The sequence below is a fragment of the Pseudomonas sp. GOM6 genome, from assembly GCF_029537485.1.
In the GTDB taxonomy this organism is placed as follows: Bacteria; Pseudomonadota; Gammaproteobacteria; order Pseudomonadales; family Pseudomonadaceae; genus Aquipseudomonas.
The window spans coordinates 1-17,168 of sequence record NZ_JARPUS010000004.1 but is presented as its reverse complement, the minus strand read 5'-3'; the positions used below and the strand labels follow the sequence as shown (position 1 = coordinate 17,168).

17 protein-coding genes and 3 pseudogenes are annotated in these 17,168 nt (G+C 59.9%); 11 read left to right on the top strand and 9 right to left on the bottom strand.

The genetic code is table 11. The features are described 5' to 3' along the window. Window positions 1–82: 82 nt before the first annotated feature. On the top strand, window positions 83–904 hold the full coding sequence (locus tag P7A97_RS06020; RefSeq protein WP_277689032.1) for a hypothetical protein: 822 nt from the start codon (window positions 83–85) through the stop codon (window positions 902–904). 133 nt (window positions 905–1,037) lie between these two features. Continuing rightward, window positions 1,038–1,622 carry a HEPN domain-containing protein gene (locus P7A97_RS06015; RefSeq protein ID WP_277689031.1) on the top strand — a complete coding sequence of 195 codons (585 nt, stop codon included), beginning with the start codon at window positions 1,038–1,040 and terminating at the stop codon, window positions 1,620–1,622. A gap of 114 nt (window positions 1,623–1,736) precedes the next feature. Here P7A97_RS06015 and P7A97_RS06010 read toward each other — a convergent pair whose 3' ends face one another. The 3 genes from P7A97_RS06010 to tauA are packed head-to-tail and all read right to left on the bottom strand — an operon-like array spanning window position 1,737 to window position 4,501. Beyond that, window positions 1,737–2,606, bottom strand: a complete 870-nt coding sequence (locus P7A97_RS06010; protein WP_277689030.1) for an ABC transporter permease subunit — start codon at window positions 2,604–2,606, stop codon at window positions 1,737–1,739. Next, complete coding sequence (locus tag P7A97_RS06005) at window positions 2,603–3,442, bottom strand: taurine ABC transporter ATP-binding protein (RefSeq protein ID WP_277689029.1); 840 nt, start codon at window positions 3,440–3,442, stop codon at window positions 2,603–2,605. Before P7A97_RS06005 ends, P7A97_RS06010 begins: the two co-directional genes overlap by 4 nt. 54 nt (window positions 3,443–3,496) lie before the next feature. Next, window positions 3,497–4,501 (bottom strand): taurine ABC transporter substrate-binding protein, encoded by a 1,005-nt coding sequence (gene tauA, locus P7A97_RS06000; RefSeq protein ID WP_277689028.1) that lies wholly within the window; start codon window positions 4,499–4,501, stop codon window positions 3,497–3,499. 183 nt (window positions 4,502–4,684) lie between these two features. Between tauA and P7A97_RS05995 the strand changes: the two genes are divergently transcribed. From P7A97_RS05995 to P7A97_RS05975, 5 genes are all read left to right on the top strand, one after another. Continuing rightward, complete coding sequence (locus tag P7A97_RS05995; RefSeq protein WP_277689027.1) at window positions 4,685–6,175, top strand: PLP-dependent aminotransferase family protein; 1,491 nt, start codon at window positions 4,685–4,687, stop codon at window positions 6,173–6,175. Window positions 6,176–6,248: 73 nt separating this feature from the next. Next, on the top strand, window positions 6,249–6,986 hold the full coding sequence (locus P7A97_RS05990) for a sulfite exporter TauE/SafE family protein (RefSeq protein WP_277689026.1): 738 nt from the start codon (window positions 6,249–6,251) through the stop codon (window positions 6,984–6,986). A 23-nt stretch (window positions 6,987–7,009) separates the two neighbouring features. After that, window positions 7,010–7,768, top strand: a complete 759-nt coding sequence (locus tag P7A97_RS05985; protein ID WP_277689025.1) for an SDR family oxidoreductase — start codon at window positions 7,010–7,012, stop codon at window positions 7,766–7,768. A gap of 93 nt (window positions 7,769–7,861) precedes the next feature. Further along, the gene (locus tag P7A97_RS05980) at window positions 7,862–9,241 is read left to right on the top strand and encodes an aminotransferase class III-fold pyridoxal phosphate-dependent enzyme (RefSeq protein WP_277689024.1); all 1,380 of its coding nucleotides are present in this window, start codon (window positions 7,862–7,864) and stop codon (window positions 9,239–9,241) included. A gap of 161 nt (window positions 9,242–9,402) precedes the next feature. Then, window positions 9,403–9,732, top strand: a complete 330-nt coding sequence (locus P7A97_RS05975; RefSeq protein ID WP_277689023.1) for a hypothetical protein — start codon at window positions 9,403–9,405, stop codon at window positions 9,730–9,732. A gap of 66 nt (window positions 9,733–9,798) precedes the next feature. Here the strand turns inward: P7A97_RS05975 and P7A97_RS05970 are convergent. Then, window positions 9,799–10,410 (bottom strand): annotated as a pseudogene (locus P7A97_RS05970) (inositol monophosphatase family protein); the annotation flags it as partial. 44 nt (window positions 10,411–10,454) lie between these two features. Beyond that, window positions 10,455–10,757, bottom strand: coding sequence for an antibiotic biosynthesis monooxygenase (locus P7A97_RS05965; protein WP_007182542.1), 303 nt, complete (start codon window positions 10,755–10,757; stop codon window positions 10,455–10,457). Between the two features lie 63 nt (window positions 10,758–10,820). Here P7A97_RS05965 and P7A97_RS05960 point away from each other — a divergent pair, with 63 nt between their 5' ends. From P7A97_RS05960 to P7A97_RS05950, 3 genes are all read left to right on the top strand, one after another. Beyond that, on the top strand, window positions 10,821–11,834 hold the full coding sequence (locus tag P7A97_RS05960; protein WP_277689022.1) for a helix-turn-helix domain-containing protein: 1,014 nt from the start codon (window positions 10,821–10,823) through the stop codon (window positions 11,832–11,834). A gap of 66 nt (window positions 11,835–11,900) precedes the next feature. Continuing rightward, the gene (locus P7A97_RS05955; RefSeq protein WP_031634788.1) at window positions 11,901–12,086 is read left to right on the top strand and encodes a hypothetical protein; all 186 of its coding nucleotides are present in this window, start codon (window positions 11,901–11,903) and stop codon (window positions 12,084–12,086) included. Window positions 12,087–12,297: 211 nt separating this feature from the next. After that, window positions 12,298–13,281, top strand: coding sequence for an LLM class oxidoreductase (locus tag P7A97_RS05950; protein WP_031634789.1), 984 nt, complete (start codon window positions 12,298–12,300; stop codon window positions 13,279–13,281). Between the two features lie 55 nt (window positions 13,282–13,336). On the opposite strand, the pseudogene P7A97_RS05945 reads toward P7A97_RS05950, so the two are convergent. The 3 genes and pseudogenes from P7A97_RS05945 to P7A97_RS05935 all read right to left on the bottom strand — a co-directional run. Beyond that, window positions 13,337–13,474: pseudogene (locus P7A97_RS05945) on the bottom strand (antibiotic biosynthesis monooxygenase); the annotation flags it as partial. Between the two features lie 125 nt (window positions 13,475–13,599). Next, window positions 13,600–14,583: a zinc-dependent alcohol dehydrogenase family protein gene (locus P7A97_RS05940; RefSeq protein ID WP_031634792.1), complete on the bottom strand. Its 984-nt coding sequence runs from the start codon at window positions 14,581–14,583 to the stop codon at window positions 13,600–13,602. 95 nt (window positions 14,584–14,678) lie between these two features. Further along, window positions 14,679–15,422: an SDR family oxidoreductase gene (locus tag P7A97_RS05935; protein ID WP_031634793.1), complete on the bottom strand. Its 744-nt coding sequence runs from the start codon at window positions 15,420–15,422 to the stop codon at window positions 14,679–14,681. A 143-nt stretch (window positions 15,423–15,565) separates the two neighbouring features. Here P7A97_RS05935 and P7A97_RS05930 point away from each other — a divergent pair, with 143 nt between their 5' ends. Beyond that, a complete protein-coding gene (locus P7A97_RS05930) occupies window positions 15,566–16,480 on the top strand; it encodes a LysR family transcriptional regulator (RefSeq protein WP_078452183.1) in 915 nt (304 codons plus the stop codon). A gap of 122 nt (window positions 16,481–16,602) precedes the next feature. Here the strand turns inward: P7A97_RS05930 and P7A97_RS05925 are convergent. Then, window positions 16,603–16,733, bottom strand: a pseudogene (locus P7A97_RS05925) (hypothetical protein); the annotation flags it as partial. Between the last annotated feature and the right edge of the window lie 435 nt (window positions 16,734–17,168).

The following is a 17,168-nucleotide window of genomic DNA, read 5'->3' as shown; positions in this document are numbered from 1 at the left end:
AGCTCTGAGATGGCTCGCGTCACGGCTGAGGCCCAGTATCCTGGCTACAAGTGCGTCAACGCTCCCGTCCAAGCGCGCTGAAATGCACAAGGCACATGTGGACAGAGCGCTTCGAAACCACGTCTACAACCTACTCAAGCAGGGGAAGAGTCTCGCCGGCATCCCAGAGCAAACCATCCGGGAAATATTCCTTTCGGAAGAGCAAGATCTAGAGCCCACTCCAACGGTCTATGAAATTGCACTGGTCGCTACCACGTATGCTGAGGCTGAAAGACTGCTGGCGCTGATGGCAACAGCCATACGCAAGCAGTCGAACAGCACTGCAAATCACCGTTTTACTGCTTACGGACTGGATCCGGGATCGCCTCCCCGTCAACTCTTTGATGAAGTCCATTGGATCAGTACCAGCGCAAATCCACTGCCACAGTCGGAGCTTCTGGCTGGCTCCGGGCGCATCGTCCATGTCCATCAACTTGGATCTGGCGACATCCCCAAGAGACCAGGCGTCCGCACCTATCGTTGGGAGTCTGAAACCACACTGACTGAGTTCTTGGCAAGCTTCTATCTCGCCTGGGAAGCAAGTGGACTTCTGAGCCTGAACTGGGACAGCTATTTCGCCTGGCAGCCACCTCAGCAGAGCCTTGGTCTCATGATATCAAGCTGGGGAAGAGACCCTGGCACCGCCATCGATACGCTATTGACGCAAGCGGCTGCGACAAAACTGGCTACCGACGAGAGTGCAATTCTGATCATCGAGGGCAACACCAGCACCACGATTGGCGATTGTTGCGAGATAGTGGATGCACTAGAGCACAACTTGGAATTCGATATTGTCACCACGTACCGGGGTAGCTCCAGCCCATCAGGTTATGGCCTGAAACTACTGACGTTTTGCCAGTCATGACTGTACACCGGCCGACAACACCAACGATGAGAGCAAGCCATACATCGCGCCCATGGTTATTCCTTGCAAACTCAGATTGGGCCATCCAGAGCACCCGAGAAGCTGTTCACCCCGCAGTCACAGAATCACCTTCATGCACTCAGCCTCCAGAACTCTCTGCTGGCTGAACCGCGCAGAGCAAGCCGAAGATACTGATGGCCGATTCATTTTTCTGTGGATCGCATTCAACGCCGCCTACGCCACCGATATCGACGAGCAGATGCGGCTATCTGAACAGGAAACCTTCAAAGCCTTTCTCGAAAAGCTGTGCTCACTCGATAGCACCAACAGCATCGAACAGCTCGTCTGGTCGGAGTTCCCTGGCAGTATTCGGGTGCTGCTGGACAACCAGTATGTCTTCCAAAGTTTCTGGGATCATCAAAGCGGAAAAATCAGCGAAGAACAGTGGAAAGAGCGCTTCGCCAGTGGAAAAAAAGCAGCAGCTTTGGCACTGGCCAACCGCAACACGCCTGCAGTACTCGGTGTGATGTTCAACCGCATCTACACCTTGCGGAACCAGCTCATTCACGGCGGAGGAACCTGGAATGGCCGAGTAAACAGGGATCAACTACGAGACTGCTGCAACCTGCTCGGCAAACTGGTGCCATTGATCATCCAGATCATGCTGGACAACCCAGACACCTTATGGGGCGATGCCAACTACCCGGTGGCTGGCTGACGTTGGACGCCGGTTCATCTTGAATAGACGAAACCGGCCGACACTCGATGGCATCTATCGGCCTACTCCGTTGAAAAGCTTGCCTCGCAACTGATCGGCGTCCTAACCGGCAACTTAAACTTTACCTTTCCACGGCACCAACTTTTGCTCAAGCCAGCGCATGCCGAAGTCGAACAGCAGCGCCATCAGGCCGATCACCAGAATGCCCATGATTACCACCTCGGTGACCATGAACTTGGATGCACTGAGCACCATGAAACCCAGGCCGGCGGTGGCTGCAACCATCTCCGCTGCCACCAGGGTGGTCCAGCCGAAGCCGATGGCGATACGCATGCCGGTGAGCATTTCCGGCAGTGCCGCCGGCATGATCACGTGGCGCAGCACCTGACCACGGCTGGCGCCCATCGAATAGGCGGCATGGATCTGCTCGATGGCCACCGAGCGCACCCCGGCGCGGGCGCTGAGCGCCAACGGGGCAAACATCGCCAGGTAGATCAGCAGCACCTTGGAGCCTTCGCCGATCCCCATCCAGATCACCACCAGCGGCAGGTAGGCCAGCGGCGGTAGCGGGCGGTAGAACTCCACCAGCGGATCGAAGATGCCACGGGCGACGCGATTGACGCCCATCATGATGCCCAGCGGAATGGCCGTGAGCACGGCCAGGGCGAAGGCACTGAACACGCGCAGGGCGCTCCAGCCGATATGGGTGAGCAGCGAGGCATCGGCGAAGCCGTCCTGCGACACCGCGACCAGTTGCTCCCAGACCGCCTGCGGCGACGGCAGGAACAGCGGCTTGACCCAGCCCAGGTTGGTGGCGGCGAACCACAGGGCGAGGAAGGCCGCCACGGTGATGCAACTGAGCAGCAGGCTCGAACCGTTACCCGGCGCACCGTACTGCTCGCCCGGCTTGGCCGACTGGCCTCGACGAAGTGACTGCAACGTGCGCTGTACGGCCTTGTGCTGATATTGATCGAACATGCTCATGCCGCCTCCTCATCCCCGTGGATGATGCTCAGCACCTGCTCGCGCAGGGCGATGAAGTCCGGCATCGACTTGACCTTGCGTGCATCGCGGCACTCGAGGAAACGCCGGCCGAAATCCAGTTGGAATTCGTGGGTGATACGCCCCGGGCGCGGCGACATGATGATCAGCCGGGAACCCATGAACAGTGCCTCTTCCACATCGTGGGTGATGAAGAACATCATCTTGCCGGTGCTCTGCCAGATATCCAGCAGCAGCTCCTGCAGGCGCTCGCGGGTCAGCGCATCGAGCGCGCCCAGCGGCTCGTCGAGCAACAGCATGTGCGGATCGTTGGTCAGCGCACGGGCGATACCGACGCGTTGCTGCATGCCACCGGAAAGCTGGTAGATCGCATGGTTGCGGAACTCTTCAAGCCCGGTCAGCCGCAGGAAATGCATGGCCCGCTCCTCGCGCTCGCGCTTGTCCACGCCACGCAGCTTGAGGCCTAGGGCAACGTTGTCGAGCACGTTCAGCCAGGGCATCAGGGCATGCTTCTGGAACACCACGCCGCGCTCGGCGCCAGGGCCGGTGATCTGGTCGCGCAGTTGCGACTGCAGCTCGATCTGCTGCGGCACGCGGCCCTGGTAGTCGCCCAGGGTCAGCACACCGCTGCTGGGACGAATGAACCCGGCCATCAGGTTGAGCAAGGTGGTCTTGCCGCATCCCGAGGCGCCAAGGGCCATGACAAAGTCGCCGGGCTCGATATTCAGGTTGACCCCGGACAGCGCGGTGACGGGCTGCCCGCCCTGCTGGCTCGGGTAGACCACCGACACATCATGGATTTTCAGGCTGTGGCTCATAACAGTTCCCCTTGAAAACGCGGGCCGTCGCTGCGTGCAGGACGGCCCGTTCGATCACTTCGCCGCGTCGACGAAGCTGGCATTGATGGCAGTGCTGTAGTCCGGCAGAACCGCCGGCACCTTCTTCTGCTCCTTAAGGAACTCAGCAGTCGCGGCCAGGGCCTTAGCCGCACCGCCGTCCTTGCCACCACCCAGCCAGAGATTGCTGGCCTGCTCGCCCGCCAGGGGGAACTGGTACAGGGCCAGCACTTCCGGCACTTCCTCGGCCTTGCCGCCGGACAGACGCGCGACATTGGCGACCTTGGGCGAAGTGGCATCCCAGGACTCCGGCGCCTTCACATAGTCAGAGGTGCTGCTCTGAAGAACCTTGGTGAAGGCGGTCATGCCATCGACGTGCTTGGCAGCGAAATCCTTGTCGGCCACCAGAGCCTCGAAGGTGGCCTTGCCCCAGCTGCTCAGGGTGCCGGAGCTGATCAGCACCTTGCCGCTCTGCTTGAGCTTGCCCAGCGCCGGGTCCCAGATGAAGGCGGCGTCGATGTCGCCACGCTCCCAGGCAGCGGGAATGTCTGACGGCTGCAGGTTGATCACCTTGACCTTGCCGGTCAGGCCGAACTGCTCCAGGGCGAACAGGGTGTGGAAGTGCGTGGTGGAGACGAAGGGCACGGCCAGGGTCTTTCCGGCCAGGTCCTGCGGCGCGTTGATGCCGCTGCCATTACGCACCACCAGCGCCTCGGCGTTGGCGATATTGTCGAGCACCCAGAACACTTCGATCGGGATGCCGCGGCTGACGGCGGAGGCGATCGGGCTGCTGCCGGCCACGCCGATCTGCACATCGCCGGAGGCCATGGCCATCATCACGTCACCGCCACTGTCGAAGTTGCGCCACTGAATATCCCAGCCGGTGGCTTTCTCGAATTCCTTTTCAGCAATCGCGTTCTTCCAAGGCGCATACATGCTCTGTATGCCGATGGTCACGGTTTCGGCCTGTACGGTGCCGGCCAGTCCCAGGGACAGGGCTACGACAGGGGCCAACAGCAGACGGCGCGAGTTCTTCAGCATGACGTGTTCTCCAGAGAGGGACAGGAATCTGCAAGTGCCATGCGATCTTAGTGCCGGCCTGGACCTTGCTTTAGATCCAGACAGCGAAAACCGTGGGGCCAGACAACCCTGCAGCCCAGGCGCCATCGGCCCTCCACGCCCTTGAGCGCCCCTCTCCAGTGCAACCCGAGCGGAGCACGCCCCATGTTGGAACGTTATTTCCGCCCGTTCGAGTCGGGCCGCAGCCTGCAGGAGCAGCTGCGCGAAAACCTGCTGCAAGCCATCCTTGACGGCGCCCTGCCGCCTGGCGAGGCGCTGCCGTCCTCGCGCGAGCTGAGCAAACTGCTCAAGGTCTCGCGCAATACCGTGGTACTGGTCTACGACAAGCTGGTCCAGGACAGCTTTCTGATCCCGTCCGACCGACGCGGCTATTTCATCAACGAGAAATTCCTGCGCCAGCAACTCAACGTCAGCGCGCCCTCACGCCCGCAGCATCTATTCGAGCGCCCGGACCACGCTCCCGACTGGGATGCACGCCTGCAACAGCAGCCCTCGCAGTTGAAAGCCATCGTCAAACCGCGCAACTGGCGCGAATACCGCTACCCCTTCATCTATGGTCAGGTCGAGCATGACGAGCAGACCACCGCGCGCTGGCGCGACTGCGCGCGCATCGCCGCCACCGGCGCGCACATGCGCAGTTGGGTCGATGATCAGGTGATGGTCGACGATCCACTGCTGGTTGAGCAGATCGTCCAGCGCGTGTTGCCACGCCGGGGGATCAAGGCCAGCGCCGAGGAAATCCTTATCACCGTGGGCACGCAGAGCTCGCTGTACATGCTCGGCTGCCTGCTTGGCCGTACGGGCCTGGCGCTCGGCCTGGAAAACCCCGGCTATGTCGATGCGCGCAACATCTTCCAATTGGCCGGCTGCGATCTGCGCCCGCTGCGCATCGACCGCCAGGGCCTGGTGGTGGACAACCAGCTGCATGGCTGCGAAATGATCTTCTGCACCCCCAGCCACCAGTCGCCGACCGGCGTGACCATGCCGGTGTACCGGCGCATGGCCTTGCTTGAACGAGCCCGAACTGACGACTTCCTGGTCATCGAGGACGACTACGACAGCGAGCACAATCACCTGGGTGGCAACCATCCGGCGCTGAAGAGCTTCGACGACAGCGGTCGGGTCATCTACCTGGGCAGCCTGACCAAGGGCCTGCTACCTGGCATCCGCCTCGGTTTCATCGTCGCCGCACCCGAGTTGATCTACGAACTGCGCGCCCTGCGCCGCTATCAGTACCGCCACCCACCGGCCAACAACCAGCGCATCCTCGCCCTGTTCCTCGCCATGGGTCATTACGACGCGCACCTGCGCCGCCTGCGCGACAGCCTGTCGCGCAAGTGGTATTGCATCAGCCGCGCCCTGCAAGAACACCTGCCGGATTGCCAGACCAGCGGCATGGCCGGCGGCTCGGCACTCTGGGTCGAAGGCCCACCCGGTTTCGAGGCCTGGCAGCTGCAGCGCCTGGCCGCCAAGCGCGGCGTGCTGATCGAACCAGGGGATATTCATTTCCTCGATGCCGAACGCCCGCAGCGCTTCTTCCGCCTGGGCTACGGCGCCATCGACGAAACCCTGATCGAGCCCGGCATTGCCGCACTAGGTGCCGCGCGCGAGGAAATGCGGCAACTGGCACCATAACGACAGGCCCCTGGCCCTAAGGCGCTTCGCGTCTGCGGACTAGAGTGGCGGCAATCGTCGAACGGAGCCGCCCGTGATCATCGAACAACCCACCCTACTGAGCAGCCTGTGCGTCTTTTTCGCTGCCATTGTGCGCGGGCTGACCGGATTCGGTTTCGCCGCAGTATCGGTGGTCGGCCTGATTCTGTTGATGCCGCTGCAACAGGCGGTGCCGCTGATCCTCTGCCTGGAAATCGCCAGCAGCGCGTTGCTGATCAGCAGCGCCTGGCGCGATGCCGATCAGCCGCTGCTCTGGCGCTTGTTGCTGGCGGCCCTGGTCGGCGTGCCCTGCGGCCTGATTCTGTTGAGCGGCAGTGACCCGCACTGGCTGACGCTGAGTGTCTACCTGCTGGTCGGCGCGCTGGCACTGGTCGGTTTGGCGCGGATCAGCCTGCCGCTCGGTCGCGGGCCGCTCAGCCTGGGGCTGGTCGGCGGTGTCAGCGGCGCCTTGATCGCGGCCTTTTCCATCGGCGGCCCCCTGCTGGTGGCCTGCCTGAGCCAGCTGCGTTTGAGCCCGGCAGCCCTGCGCGCGACCTTGATCCTGTTTTTCTGCGTCGTCGACCTGGCCGCCCTGGCTGGCCTGAGTTTGAACGGCAGTGTCAGCTGGAACACTGCCAGCCAGGCCCTGCTGCTGCTACCCGCGCTGGGACTGGGACTGCTCCTCGGCCAACGCCTGTTCCGCTACATCGCCCCGCACACCGCCGCCCTGGTCACCCAGTGGCTGCTCCTGACCCTCGCCAGCCTGGGCCTGCTCGGCTGGTGGCAAAGCTGAACCTCTGATTCGGGAGAACTCGCATGCAACCCTCCGTCTTTATCACTGGCGCCACTTCCGGATTCGGCGAAGCCTGTGCCCGGCGCTTTGCCAGGGCCGGCTGGTCGCTGATCATCACCGGCCGCCGCGAAGAACGCCTGTTGGCGTTGGCCAATGAGCTGTCGAGCCAGACCGACGTACTGCCGCTGGTCCTGGACGTGCGCGACCGCGCTGCTATGGAAGCCGCCATCGAAGGCCTACCGGAACGCTTTTCCCGCATCACCGGGCTGATCAACAACGCCGGTCTGGCGCTGGGCACCGACGCCGCGCAGAACTGCGACCTTGACCAGTGGGAAACCATGGTCGACACCAACATCAAAGGTCTGATCTACAGCACCCGCCTGCTGCTGCCGCGACTGATCGCCCACGGCGCCGGTGCGGGCATCGTCAACCTCGGTTCCATCGCAGGCAACTGGCCCTATCCCGGCAGCCATGTGTATGGCGCCAGCAAGGCCTTCGTCCGTCAGTTCTCGCTGAACCTGCGCTGCGACCTGCTGGGCACCGGCGTGCGCGCCACCAACCTGGAGCCTGGCCTGTGCGAAAGCGAGTTCTCGCTGGTGCGCTTCGGCGGCGACCAGGAGCGTTATGACGCGATCTATCAGGGTGCCAATGCCATTCAGCCAGCAGATATAGCCGAGACCATCTGGTGGATTCTCAACCAGCCCGCGCACCTGAATATCAACAGCCTGGAGCTGATGCCGGTCAGCCAGGCCTGGAACAACTTCGCCATCCACCGCGAGTAACGAACTGGCCCCATCACTGAGCGCCACTGGCCCTATGGGTTGGCGGCGCCGGCCCCTATCGTGACTTCACCCCTGATTCGGAAGCCTTCGCCCATGAACGACCTGACCCAAGTCGCCAGCCTGCAGGAACTCGACCGCCGCCATGTCTGGCACCACCTGACCCAGCACCAGGCCTTCGACAATACCCCGCCGCTCGTCATGGAGCGCGGCGAAGGCCTGTATATCTGGGACGTGACCGGCAAACGCTACCTGGACGCCACCTCCGGCGGCGTCTGGTGCGTCAACGTCGGTTACGGCCGGCAGAGCATCGCCGATGCCGTGCGCGATCAGCTGGTCCAGCTCAACTACTACGCCGGCAGCGCCGGCACCCCTGTGGCGGCGCGCTTCGCCGAGGCGCTGATCGCCAAGATGCCGGGCATGAGCCGGGTGTACTTCTCCAACTCCGGCTCCGAGGCCAACGAGAAGGCCTACAAGATGGTGCGGCAGATCGCCCACCGCAAATACGGCGGCCAGAAGACCAAGATTCTCTACCGCGAGCGCGACTACCACGGCACCACCATCACCTGCCTCAGCTCCACCGGCCAGGAGGAGCGCCGCATGCAGTACGGCCCCTTCACCCCGGGCTTCGTCGAGTTTCCGCACTGCTGCGAATACCGCAGCCAGTTCGGCGCCGTCGACAACTATGGCGAGCTGGCCGCCAAGGCCATGGAAGAGGTTATCCTGCGCGAAGGCCCGGACACCATCGGCGCCGTGGTGCTGGAACCCATCACCGCCGGCGGCGGTGTGATCACCCCGCCGGAAGGCTACTTCAAAGCCATCGAGGCTATCTGCCGCAAGTACGACATCCTAATCCACATCGACGAAGTGGTATGTGGCCTGGGCCGCACCGGCGCCTGGTTCGCCTATCAGCACTACGACATCCAGCCCGACATCGTCACCATGGCCAAGGGTGTGGCCTCGGCCTACGCGGCGATCTCTTGCACGGTGACCACCGAGGCGGTGTTCGAGGCCTTCCGTGGCGAGGCAGGCGAGCGTTCTGCCTATTTCCGCGACATCAGCACCTTCGGCGGTTGCACTGCCGGACCTGCAGCGGCGCTGGAGAATCTGCGCATCATCGAAGAAGAAGGTTTGCTGGAAAACGCCACACTCATGGGCGAGTACCTGATGGCCGGTTTGCTGGCACTGAAGGACAAGCACGCGTTGATCGGCGATGTGCGCGGCAAGGGCCTGTTCCTGGGACTGGAGCTGGTGGCCAACCGAGAAACTCGCGAGCCGGTGAGCGAGCAGGTTGCCATGCAAGTGGCCGGCGCCTGCATGGCCCGCGGCTTGATCATCGGCCGCACCAATCGCTCCTTCGCCGACTTTAACAACACCTTGTGCTTGAGCCCTGCGCTGACCTTAAATAGAGAACAGGCCGACGAGATCCTGAGAGTCCTAGATGCGGCTTTCAATCAAGTTGAAGGTAGATTCTGACCAACAGACAAGAACTTACCGAGCTGGCCAGGCGTCGACGTTACGCTGAGGCCAGCTCTTTCGGAGCGTTCACTTTGGCACGTCAGGCTTTCAGGGTTATGTCTCAGCTTTTCCATGACGCAGCTCCAGACGTCGGGGGGACGTCGGATGGCATTTAAGACTTGAATCTACCCATCTTGAATGCACCTCAAGAATTGCCCTGGGCGACATTGGAAGTTGGCAGCACGGCCAAGAACAAGCATGACATTGATCTGGACAGGAAAAGGGAGCAGCTGGAAAAGCAGCAACAGGCTGTTTATCGCATGCGGGCGCGAAGCTTGCCTACGTTGCGCCGGGGCAAGCTGGGGGCGGGCTTTGGGTTCATTGGTCATGGACACACCAATGTCTATAACACCGTCACACAAGGCCTGGGGCCTGCTCCCAACCTAGCAGTGGCGAGGATCGGCGGGAACTGCGCCACATACGCAGCCCCAAATGGCGCAGTTCATTAAACTGCGCCAAGTCATCAACGCTCGCGAACGCTGCGATGCTGCTGGCTCGAACTCAAAAAACAACAGCTACTCAAACAGTCGACTCCACTCTCGGCTCACCAGTGATCGACAGATAACTGGTGAACCTCCGAAGCACCGATGCGAGACAGTCTTCATTTGTGCCTCTGCCACGTATGAAATCTCTTCTCCGTCCTGATTGAGAAGTACGCCTCCAGCACCTTTTAGCAATGCGTGTCCTGCTACCACATCATGTGCGGAAACCTGGACAAGTGACACACCAGCAACCCCATCACCTGCAGCTACACGAGCTAACCGGTAGGCAATGCTTGGCATCGCGACAAATCTACCCGGAGCACACAATTCAGAATTTAGCTCTGGCTTCATCCTGGCAGCAGTACTGACCATTACTTGACTGTCTGAACTCCACTCCAGTTTTGACAGATGCCCGTCAACCGGTTCGCCATTACGCAGCACCGATGGCATGCCTTTAGCCCAGGCGATGCAGTCAGCTGGGCACCCTACTAGCACAGGCGCATACACCACACCGAGAACAGGCTGAGCATTTTCAAGTAGTCCTACCGAAATGGCAGAGCCCTTGAAGCCCTTCAAAAAGTCAGCAGTCCCATCGTTAGGATCGACCACCCAGCAGAACGGGGCACCGGTCAGCGAATATCCTGTGCCCCCATCCTGCAGCGTGATCTGATTGGGTCAAGGCCGGGTTGTCATGCAGGCAGTTTGGCTGCAAGCAGTTCGACCTTCTCGATATTGGGCGGAGAACTGAGCAAGGTCGCGGCGTTGGCCATCAAGGCCGCGGCGATCTGGCCGTTCAGATGTGCTTGGCGACCTGCCTCATCGGCAAAGGCATCGAACACACCGAACGTCGAAGGGCCAAACTTCAATGCGAACCAGGCAGTGGTGCCGGACTCGGCGTTGGCGAGCGGCAGTGCGCTGGCCAGGAAGTCGGCAAGCGCAGCCTCCTGGCCGGGTTTGGCTTCGAGGCGAACAAACAGGGCGAGCTTGGTCATACTGTAATCCTTTGGGTAACTGGGTTAGGTGAATGGATCAACGAGCCTGCAGTCTAAGTCGTCATGACAGCCATCTCTATAGACAATAATGACAACATTGATATCATTGTTGCCATGAAACTCCACATCCTTGTTTGTGATGGCGTGTTTGATCTGGGGCTTGCGGCGCTCACCGACACAGTGGGCTTGGCCAATGCGATGGCGGGCTCGCTGCCACAGGCTCCCGCGCACATAGAGCTCACGCTGGTGGGCGTGCGGCGTCGCATCCGAACTGCGCAAGGCTTGACGGTCCCCGTGGTCCCTGCGCGTAGTGCGCCGGAACCAGACGTCGTGCTCGTGCCCGCGTTTGGCGACAAGATGCCTGACACGCTCTCGGCTCGGCTCACACGCCCCGATGTGCCCGACGCGGTCGCGGCGCTACAGCAGTGGTCCACCGCTGGCGCGCACCTAGGTGCCGCTTGCTCCGGTAGCTTCTTGATTGCAGAGAGCGGCCTGCTTGATGGGCATCGTGCGACGACGTCATGGTGGCTGGGGCCGATGTTTCGGCAGCGCTATCCGAACATCAAGCTGGACGAGTCACGCATGATCGTGAACTCGACACGCTTCACCACCGCTGGTGCCGCTTTGGCCCACGTCGACCTGGCCTTGCGCATCATCCGGGAGCGCAGTCCGGCGCTGGCGGCCCTGGTGGCACGCTATCTGCTGGTCGAGGCACGCAGTTCGCAAGCCGAGTTCGTTATTCCCGACCACCTTGCGCATGCCGACCCGATGGTGGAGCGCTTCGAGTGCTGGGCCAGAAGTCAGCTCGCGAAGGGGTTCTCGCTGGCCGAGGCGGCCAGCGCCGCGGGCACAAGCGAGCGCACCTTGGCGCGGCGGCTGCAAAGCGTTTTGGGCAAGACACCGTTGTCGTATTTCCAGGACCTGCGCGTGGAGCATGCCGTCCATCTCTTGCGCACCGGAAACGCGAGCGTCGACCAAGTCGCCGCACAGGTCGGGTACTCGGATGGGGTGAGCCTGCGGGCCCTGTTGCGCCGCAAGCTGGGCCGGGGTGTCAGGGAGTTGCGACGCGGTGGATGACCAGAGGCGTTTGGTGTATGTACGGCTGGAGACCGCCGGGAAACTGACGCAGGCCAAACGACGCATTTGGACCTGACAAAACTACTGCCCGCCACGGCGCGCAAGCTCCAGTTTGACCCCGAACAAAGTTTTGCTGGCAATGTCGTGGTTGAGCAAATCAATACCTTGATTGAGCAACGCTGTGCACTGACGATTCGGCGGCTCACCGACCCCGCCGTCGACAATGACGCGGCCGCCGAGCCTACCGTTTGAACTACCGTGCGGACACGGGTTCGATTCAGGGTTTGGGAATTGAACCTACATCCCATCGCAGACGAGTTTGATGCCCGTTTCCGGCGACCAGCATGGCTGAGAAACCTGCTTGCAGGTCTACAATCGGGCAGGCTTTACGATCGAGTTCGCAATGGTTCGCAGCAGCCCGTTGCACTTCTATTGCGCGGTTCTCCCATTGAGGAAGATTAGAATGTATCTGCCGAGCACGATTCCTCATCAGCAGCATCGAGGGTTCAGCCGAACCTTCACTCCGGGTCATTTGAGCCTGGGATTGTTCTTCCCTTTGGAGGCCTTCGGTGGGGACATTCCGAGCATGCTCAACCAGGTCGCATTGGCCAAACGAGCAGAGGACCTGGGCTTCTCCGCGCTCTGGTTTCGCGACGTGCCTCTTCGGGACCCTAATTTCGGCGATGTTGGCCAAGCCTTCGATCCCTGGGTATACATGGGCTATATGGCGGCTCATACGTCAGAGATAGCGCTTGGCAGCGCATCCATTGCCATCCCTTTACACCATCCTCTGCACACGGCCAAGGCGTCAGCCAGCGTCGATCAGTTGAGCGCAGGTCGCTTGATTCTGGGCGTAGCCTCCGGCGATCGCCCAGTGGAGTTTTCAGCCTTTGACGTCGATCCCGAAAGACGCGGAGAAGTCTTTCGAGAGCACTACGAGGTGATTCGCCGAGCCTACAGCACCAGCTTCGAACCCATCCGCTGGAGCGGTGGTGAGCTGCGCGGCGCAGACCTCATTCCCAAACCCACAACCCAAGTGATTCCGATGCTCGTGACCGGTCATAGCCGCCAGTCACTGGATTGGATCGCGCGCGAAAGCGCCGGATGGATCAACTATCCACGCGCGCCGAAAATACAGCGACTGATCGTGGAAGATTGGCGGATCGAGGTCATGAAGCAATGTGGTTCCGTCTATAAGCCCTTCACTCAGTCGCTTTACATCGACCTCAGTGAGAACCCGTCCACGCCACCCACTCCCATTCATTTGGGGTTCAGGCTCGGACGCGACCACCTCCGGGCTTTGCTGGAGTCGCTTGAGGAAATCGGGGTGGACCACGTTATCCTCAATCTCAAGTACGGAAAGCGCCCTGCGGCGGACGTCATTGAGGAACTGGGCACTCACATCGTTGCGCAATTCGGAGTAAAGGCGCGTCCTGGAGCAAATTGATCCGCCGGCCGCGTCCAAGCCCGGCCGAGGTGGTGCGGCTCAACAGGCTGAATGATCAGGCCGATACCTGTTCAAGGAATATCAGTTGCAACGGCTCTTGCAGCAGATCATCTGCCGTGGCGGCAAAGCGCTGAAAGTAAGGCATCGAAAAATGCGCATCCAGCGCCGCCTGATCCCTGAAAGCCTCGCGCATTACCAGATGTCTCGGCAATGCGGGTGTTAGGGCTGTGAAAAAAACGGCTTCACCGAGGTGGATCAGGAGAAGCAAGTTCCTCTTATCCCTGCATGGCACGATCTGCCTTACAGGCACGAAGGCCCTTAGTCGATATCAATGACGGCCTTACCTCGTACATCTCCGCGCTCAAGCATCTCATGTGCAGTCTGAGCTTGGCTTAAAGTAAAGCGGAACTCATCTACCAGCGGCTTCAACTGGCCCGCCTCTGCCAATTGGGCAGCCTTGCGTAGGATTTCGCCATGGTGAGAACGCCCTTTGCCAGAAAGCATTGGCAATAGGACAAATACCCCGGATAGGGTCATGCAGCGCAGGGAGCCCGGAGCTAGGTTATGGGAGGAAAAAGCAGCGCAACTGACGACGTGCCCATATGGACGAATAGCCTGGAACGACAGATCCAAGGACTCGCCACCAACGGTGTCATAAATAATGTCGAAGCCATCCCCGTTAGTGTGCTGGGCCACATACTCATTGACGCCAACGCTTTGATAATCGATGGACGTTGCCCCGTAGGACTCGATGATTGATTGCTTTGCCGGGGACACGGTTGCATAAACATCCGCACCAAACGCTTTGGCGAGTTGTACGGCCACATGCCCGACTCCGCCAGCGCCACCATGAACCAACACGCGGTCACCCGCTTTCACAGCTGCTTTATCTACTAGGCCTTCCCATGCAGTCAGCGTCACCAGCGGCAAAGCTGCCGCTTCGCGCATGCTTAGATTTCTGGGCTTGATGGCTAACAAATTTGCATCGACTGCCGCGTACTGGGCTAGAGATCCCTGCAATCCACGCACACCGCCAGTTAGACCATACACCTCATCCCCAACTTGGAATTGAGTAACGCCTTCGCCCACTGCCTCAACGACGCCAGCCAAATCAGTGCCAATGATCGCTGGTAACTCAGGCATCGCGTAAGGGGCCTGCCCCAGGCGAATTTTGTAGTCGATTGGGTTAACGCCGCTGGCTTTAATCTTTACCAGTACCTGCCCCTGTTGTGGCGAAGGCTTTGCGACTTCGACTTCACGCAGGGTGCTCGCGTCATAGCTGTCTAGGCGCAAGGCCTTCATCAGTCCCCCACTCGAAAGCGATTCAGTTACGTTGCTCACAGCTTTTGACTCCATACAAGCGGGGCCTGACGCCGAAGCGGCAGGCCCTAAACTCATTAGAATTCCTGCACGGTTGGGCGCAGAACAATCTCGTTAATATCCACTTCAGCAGGCTGCTCAATTGCGAAGGCGATAGCCCGAGCGACGGATTGAGCGGGAATTGCATGCTTGTAGAAGTCCACCACGAAATCGCGGCTCTGTTGGTGGGAGCTGCCGAATTTCAACTCGGAGTCCACGGCACCTGGTTCGATAGTCGTGGTGCGAATGCTGCCACCGACTTCGTGACGCAGTCCTTCGGAGATGGCCCGCACAGCAAACTTGGTGCCGCTGTACACTGTGCCGCCAGGGCTGAATACCTTCAGGCCTGCAACCGATGCGATGTTGATGAAGTGGCCACTGTTTTGTTTCTGGAAGACCGGCAATGCAGCCGCGACTCCGTACAGCAGCCCCTTGATGTTGATGTCGATCATGCGATCCCACTCGTCAGTCCGAGCATCACTGAGCGGTGCAATCGCCATCAGCCCGGCATTGTTGACCAGTACATCAATGCGCCCGTAGGTGTCCACGGCACCTTGAATGAGCGTTTTGACCTCTTCCTGAGAGGTGACATCGGTCTGATACGCGATTGCCTGACCACCTGCATTGGTCAGCTCAGTCACCAATGCGTCGAGTTTATCTTTGCGGCGTGCGGCCAGCACTACGCGCGCGCCAAGCGCAGCAAGGTGGCGTGCAGTCGCTTCACCCAAGCCACTGCTGGCGCCGGTGATAACGACAACTTTTCCAGAAATGTTATTGCTCATGTTGAGAACCTCATCGGCGGGTTTGTACTTCGCCATGGCTGGTTAACCTGGCAGTGCGCAAACCTTAGCCCCATGATTAATCTCAATAAATGGAAATGATTGGATTAAGCTATTCCTGAATATGGAATAAATGGGGGGGCAACATGCTTAACCGCATGGAGATGGTCAGGATTTTTTGCACAGCAGCAGAGGCAGGTAGCTTCCGCGAAGCGGCAACCCGATTAGGTATCTCCCCGCAAGGGGTTACCCGAGCCATTCAAGCCCTGGAAACGGAGCTTGGCGAATCGCTGTTTCACCGTAATACCCGCCAGGTGAGCATCACTGCTTTCGGTCAGGATTACGCCAAAGATGCCAGATCAGCTCTGGAGCATTTCGACACGCTATTCCGGTCGCACAGGATGGAACCTGAGCTGTCAGGGAGGGTGGGAATCACGGCTCCACATGCTATTGGCAGGCGCTTCTTAATACCGTTTCTTCAGCCCTTGGCCGCAGCACATCCAGACCTGCAATTCGATCTCCGCCTGGAAGATCAGATGACCGATGCCGTTGAGGCACATATCGATATTGGCATCAGGGTGGGTGTTATTCGCGACCGGCGCTACGTCGCACGGGCCTTAGCTCCCGTGCCGTTTTATGTTGTCGCAAGCCCGGCGCTAATAGAGCAAAAGACAATACCTAGATCTCTGGATGCCTTGGCTCAGCTGCCACTTTCAGTCCTGATCGACCAGAAAAATGGTCGCCCTTGGCCTTGGCTATTTGCCGACGGGAAAACATTTACGCCCAGGCAGCCAGCTCTTATCTGTGATGATCCTGACACGGAATTGGAAGCCACCCTGGCAGGCATGTGCTTTGGCCAAATTCCTGCCTATCTGGCTGAGCCCCATCTGCGGTCAGGCAAGCTGGTTTCTGTTTTGGCTGATCTCGCTCCAGCGCCATGGGATCTGTTCATATACCGCCCGCAGCAGGGCCCTGTATCGAAGCGGGTGCGATTGGTGTACGACCATCTTAAGCAGGCTTTCTCAAACCCCGAGCTATTTCCCCAAGGCCTGGGGACATAGCGATGCATACCTGCCAGCCAATCGTCCGCTATTGGCCAATTCTGTTGAAAAAGTAGCGACCTCCCCATGCCGTTGGCAAAATTGCTCTGTCAGCGAGCGCGGGGGCGAACAGCATGATGGGGCAGCTGGCCAAGGTCGAGTTCATCGACGAAAACATCGACCACCCGTACCGGGTTGGTGTCCGCCACATAGTCAGGCTCTCGGGAAGCAGTGCGCTTTGGCCTCGATGCTCTCCCTGGATAAAACGCTTCATTGGCATCCTCCAGCTGATTTGAATCCATCAAATCACAGCAAGGTCGATGCCAACGTTTTTACCCAGCCTGGGCCGGAAGTGGTCGATCCAAGGCTGGACACTGGTTCATCTTGACCGGACGCACCAATGTCTGTAACGCCTTCATTTGAGGTTTAGGGTCCGTTCTTCGCCTAGCCATGGCGCAGTCCGACGAGAACTGCGCCACATACGCAGCCAGAACTGGCGCAGTTCATGAAACTGCGCCAAGTCATCCCCCCCCCCCCGCAAACGTTGCGATACTGCTGGCTCGAAATCAAAAAAACATAGCTACTCAAACAGTCGATTCCACTCTCGGTTCACCAGTGATCGACAGATAACTGGTGAACCTCCGAAGCACCGATGCGAGACCGTCTTCATTTGCGCCTCTGCCATGTATGAAATCTCTTCTCCGTCCTG